Genomic DNA, 5,497 nt, shown 5'->3' on the forward strand with positions numbered 1-5,497 from the left:
GCCCCGTGGGGGAGGGCACGGCGACCGCCGGTTCAGCGACGTGGGCCGTCGGTCACTCGACGACCTTCAGCAGCTTGTTGGGCGTGCCCGCGCCCGGGTTCGAGATCTTGTCCGCCGTGGCGCCCTCGGTGAGCGCCGTGGCGACCTGCTCCGGGGTCGCGTCCTGGTGACCCGCGAGGTAGACCGCCGCGGCGCCGACGACGTGCGGAGTCGCCATCGACGTGCCGGAGATGGTCTTGGTGCCCTCGTCGCTGTCGTTCCACGACGAGGTGATGTCGGAGCCGGGGGCGTAGATGTCCACGACCTCACCGAAGTTGGAGAAGTCCGACTGGGCGTCCTCCTTGGTGGAGGAGGCGACCGTGATGGCCTCCTGCACCCGCGACGGCGAGCCCTGGCCCGCGTCGGAGGACTCGTTGCCGGCCGCGACACCGAAGGTGACACCGGCGGCGATGGCCTTGCGGACCGCCTCGTCGAGGGCCTCGTCGGCGCCGCCGCCGAGGCTCATGTTGGCGACGGACGGGCCCTGGTGGTTCTGGGTGACCCAGTCGATGCCCGCGACGACCTGCTCGGTGGTGCCGGAGCCGTTGTCGTCGAGCACCCGGACGGCGACGATCTTCGCCTTCTTGGCGACACCGTGCGCCGCGCCGGCGATGGTGCCCGCCACGTGCGTGCCGTGGCCGTTCCCGTCGTCGGCGGATTCGTCGTTGTCCACGGCGTCGAAGCCGTGGGTGGCGCGGCCCTCGAAGTCCTTGTGGGAGATCCGGACCCCGGTGTCGATGACGTACGCGGTCACGCCTTCACCGGCGCTGTCCGGGTAGTTGTACTTGGTGTCCCCGGCCGTGTCGGCCTGGTCGACCCGGTCGAGACCCCAGGACGGCGGGTTGTCTTGGGTGGCGTTGATGGTGAACTTCTTGTTCTGGACGACCTTGGCGACGGCCGGGTCGGCGGCGAGGCGCTTGGCCTCCGTCTCGGTCAGACCGCTGGCGGAGAAGCCGTTGATGGCGGAGCTGTAGTTGCGCTGCAGCTTGCCGCCGTACTCCTTGGCCAGGCTCTTCTTGTCGGTCTTCTCGTCCAGCATGACGATGTAGCTGCCGGCGACGGCGCCTTCGGCGTTCGCACCGTAGATCTTGCCCTCGGCCGGAGCGGCCGCCCCGGCGAAGGACGTGTTGAGAAGCGTGACGCCTGCTGCGGCGGCCACGGCGGTTATGGCGGCGGTGAGCTTGATCCTGCTCGCGCGCTTGTGAGTTGCCATGAAGAGGGGTCTCCTCGTCATCATTTTTGTGGGGGGATCGCCCCGCGGACGGAAGATCTCCGGGGGCTGGCTCGAAACCCTGACCGATTGACGCGCCCAGATCAAGGCCTTCATGCAGCTGTGACTCAGTCAACAAGGTTTCGTAATAAGAAATCGGCCATGCCCTCCCAAGTCGGGCCGGACCTTCAAAGTGCCTTAGTTGTAAGGGGCTTCCATCGTCCTCGTCAGGGATGCGCACCGTCCCGGAGGAGGAGAAGGTGCCCGCCCCAACTCACCGTCCGGCAGGACGAGACGACCTGAAGACGCCCATAACTTCGAGTTGGGCGACGGGCCTTTGCGCAGATTCCTCACACACCCGCCTCACGCGCAGATCACGGATATGGGCATTCCCGCACGCCATTCACACATTCGCTCACATTCACCGGACGAACGCACCGGCACTACGAGGGGACTTGCCCGTCATGGGGAGAGCAGGAAGCGGGCCGCGCGGTATCGCCGCGCGGGCGGGGGGCTGGAGCGCGCGGCACCGCTGGGCCGCCGTGGGGATCTGGGTACTGTTCGTGCTGCTCGCCATGGTGGCGGGTTCGGCGGCGGGCACCGTCGAACTCAAGGACAGCGAGCAGCTGTCCGGCGAGACCACACAGGCCGCACGCATCATCGAGCGGGCCGGCATCGAGGAGCCCGCCTCGGAGAGCGTGCTCGTGCAGGCCGGGGACGGGGCGGCCAAGGCGGACGACCCCGCGTTCCGCGAGGCCGTCGACGACGTCGTGCGGACGGTCGAGGGAACGGGTGAGGTCACGGCCGTGACGTCGCCCTACGAGACGAAGAGCATCTCGAGGGACGGCCGCAGCGCCCTGGTGCAGTTCGACGTGCGCGGCGACCCCGCGACCGCGAGCGAGCGGATCGATCCCGTGCTGAAGGCCGTCGCGGAAGTCCAGGACCGGCACCCGGATCTGCGGGTCGAGGAACTCGGCAGCGCCAGCATGGGCAAGACGTTCGACGAGGCGTTCGGCGACGACTTCCGGCGGGCCGAGTTCTCCGCCGTGCCCGTCGCACTGGGCATCCTGCTGATCGCGTTCGGAGCGCTCGTCGCCGCGCTGCTGCCGGTGCTGCTCGCCATCACCGCGATCATGGCGACGATGGGGCTCATGGGCGTCGTCAGCCATGTGATGCCGATGAGCGAGACGGCCAACTCCGTGATGCTGCTCGTCGGTCTCGCCGTCGGCGTCGACTACTGCCTGTTCTATCTGCGGCGCGAACGCGAGGAGCGGGCCGCCGGCCGCGACGGCCGCACCGCCATCATGATCGCGGCGGCCACCAGTGGGCGGGCCGTCGTCGTGTCCGGTGTGACGGTGTGCGTCGCCATGGCGGGCATGCTCTTCACCGGCATCGGGGAGTTCGAGTCGATGGGACTCGCCTCGCTGATCGTGGTGGCGGTGGCGATGGTCGGCTCGGTCACCGTCCTGCCCGCGCTGCTGTCCCTGCTCGGCGAGCGGGTCGACAAGGGGCGGCTGCCCTTCCTCAACCGCCGCAAGCGGACCGCCGGTGCGCACAGCGGTGAGAGCCGGGTGTGGAGCCGGGTGCTCGGCGGTGTGCTGAGGCGCCCGCTGGTGTCCCTGATCGTCGCCGCCGGCGCGCTGGTCGCCGTCGCGCTGCCCGCCCTCGGCATGAAGACCCAGAACTTCACCCTGGACCAGGAGTTCGGCGACTCGGTGCCGATCGTGGCGACGTACGAGCGGATCAACGAGGCGTTCCCGGGCGGCGCCGACCCGGCGCAGGTCGTCGTCAAGGCGGACGACATCGACTCGCCGCAGGTACGGCAGGCCATCGCCGGCTTCCGGGAACGGGCCGTCAGCTCCGGCGCGTCCGAGGGGCCGGTGGAGGTCGTCACCCACAAGGCGCAGAACGTCGCCTTCGTCTCCGTCCCCCTGGTCGGCGGATCCGACCAGGACCGGGCGGAGAAGAGCCTCGAGAAGCTGCGGGACGAGGTGCGGCCCGCGACCCTCGGCACGGTCGACGGCGTCGAGGCGCCGATCACCGGCCAGGTCGCCGGCTCCAAGGACTTCAACGACCAGCTGACCGGGGCGGTCGTGCCCGTGTTCGCCTTCGTCGTCCTCTTCGCCTTCGTCCTGATGCTGCTGTCGTTCCGCTCCCTGACGATCGCCGTCACCTCGATCGTCCTCAACCTGCTGTCGGTGGGCGCGGCGTACGGCATCCTGACCGCCGTCTTCCAGCACGGCTGGGGCGCTTCGCTGGTCGGCGCGGAGGGCGTCGGAGCGATCATCGCGTGGCTGCCGCTGTTCCTGTTCGTGATCCTTTTCGGGCTCTCGATGGACTACCACGTCTTCGTGGTGTCACGTATCCGTGAGGCGAGGGCCCAGGGCCGGAACACCCGCGACGCGATCACGCACGGCGTGGTGACGACGGCGGGCGTGGTGACGAGCGCGGCGGTCATCATGGTCGCGGTCTTCGCGATCTTCGGAACGCTGTCCATGCAGTCGATGAAGCAGATGGGCGTCGGCCTCGCGGCGGCGGTGCTGATCGACGCGACGGTCATCCGCGGGGTGCTGCTGCCCGCGATCATGGCGCTGCTGGGTGAGCGGAACTGGTACTTCCCGAAGTGGCTCCGCCGGCTCCCGGACATGACCCACGACGAGCCGCCGACGCCTGAACGGGGCAGGGCGGACGAGGCGCGGGGCGCGGACCCGGTCCACGTCTGAGGCGGGCGGGGGCGGGTTGCGCCTGCGGCGGGCTTCTCCCCTACCCTCCCCCTGCGGCCTGACGGCCAATGCCGTTGCTTTTGGGGCTGCCGACCGGTTGAGTCGGTGTGCTGATATCCCGTCTGGAGCGGTTGGGGCTGGGAGTGCTGACCCGGTCGTGCCCGCCCGAGCTGGTGGACCGGGTGGTCGGTGACGCCGGTCGCTCGGAGAAGCGTCGGCGTCTGCTGTCCGCTCGGTTCACGGTCTACTTCGTGCTGGCGATGTGCTTGTTTCCGCAGGCCGACTACCTTGAGGTCTTGCGCCTGGCGAAGACCGGGGATCCGGGACTGCGGTCGTGGACCGGGGTCAACAAGTCCTCGTTGACCAGGGCCCGGCAGAGGCTCGGATGGACAGTGATGCGGGACTTGTTCCGTGCCGTGGCCCGGCCACTGGGTGGGAGTGGAGAGCTGTTTCTCGGTCTGCGGGTTCTGGCCCTGGACGGGACCCTGCTGGCTGTGCCCGACTCGGCAGGCAACAACGACGCCTTCGGCAAGTCCGGCTCCCAGCGCAGTCCCATGGGATATCCACAGGCGAGGGTGGTCGCCGTCGCGGAGTGCTCCTCCCACGCCGTGCTCGACGCCGTGATCGGCGGGTTCAAGGAGTCCGAACGCATCGTCTCCGACACCCTCGAGGCCCACGTCGGAGTCGGCACATTACTACTGGCCGATCGCGGACTTTGGGGCCTGGCCCGCTGGCACCGGCTGCGGGATCGGGGCACTCACCTGTTGTGGCGGATCGAGCGGCGCAAGGCCCGACGGGTCCAGGACGTCCTGCCCGACGGCAGCTACCTGGCCCGGATCGAGCCGAACAAGCACAGCAAGACCGCGGGAACCGTCAAGGCCCCGCCGGCGCTGGTGCGGGTGATCGAGTACCGCGTCGATGGGCAGCCCGACACCGTCCGGCTGATCACCAGCCTGACTGACCACGAGAAATATCCTGCCGCCGAGCTCGCCGCCCTTTACGCCCGCCGCTGGGAGATCGAGCTGGTCTTCGACGAGATCAAGACCCATCAACGTGGCCGACCAGTCTTGCGGTCGCAGACCCCGGACGGGGTGCGCCAGGAGATCTACGCACACCTGATCGTGCACCACGCCACCCGCGACCTGCTGGACGAAGCCGCCCGACTGCACCGCACCACCGCCGAGCGGACCTCGTTCACCCGAGCCCTGCACGTCGTCCGCCGCACGGTGATCTCACCGAGCGGCTTTTCCCCCCTCCGCCCGCAGACGCGACCGACACCTCGGACTCGCCGAGATCGGCCGCAGCCTCCTGCCTCGCCGCCGGTCCCGTGACTGCCCCCGCAAAGTTCGGTCATGCATCACCGGCTACGGCGGCAAGGCTCCTGGCGAGCCCAGCAGCCAGCACCGTTCACCCATCGTCATCACCCTGCACCACCGGTGGGAATGATCACTAAGGCAACGGCATTGGCCTGACGGCCGTGGGGGGACCCCCACTTCCCGAAACCGGGCTCCCCCCGGACCCGTCC

Annotated in this window: 3 protein-coding genes; 2 read left to right on the top strand and 1 reads right to left on the bottom strand. The window is 69.2% G+C overall.

Going from position 1 to position 5,497, the window contains the following annotated elements; all coding sequences use genetic code 11:
• Positions 1 to 52: 52 nt before the first annotated feature.
• A complete protein-coding gene (locus ACWGH4_RS30270) occupies positions 53 to 1,252 on the bottom strand; it encodes a S8 family peptidase (RefSeq protein WP_453466521.1) in 1,200 nt (399 codons plus the stop codon).
• A gap of 461 nt (positions 1,253 to 1,713) precedes the next feature.
• Here ACWGH4_RS30270 and ACWGH4_RS30275 point away from each other — a divergent pair, with 461 nt between their 5' ends.
• Together ACWGH4_RS30275 and ACWGH4_RS30280 are read left to right on the top strand one after the other, a co-directional pair.
• Positions 1,714 to 3,972 (top strand): MMPL family transporter, encoded by a 2,259-nt coding sequence (locus ACWGH4_RS30275; protein WP_453466523.1) that lies wholly within the window; start codon positions 1,714 to 1,716, stop codon positions 3,970 to 3,972.
• 107 nt (positions 3,973 to 4,079) lie between these two features.
• A complete protein-coding gene (locus ACWGH4_RS30280) occupies positions 4,080 to 5,303 on the top strand; it encodes an IS4 family transposase (protein WP_453466525.1) in 1,224 nt (407 codons plus the stop codon).
• The last annotated feature ends 194 nt before the right edge of the window (positions 5,304 to 5,497 follow it).

Source organism: Streptomyces sp. NPDC054847 (assembly GCF_053610925.1).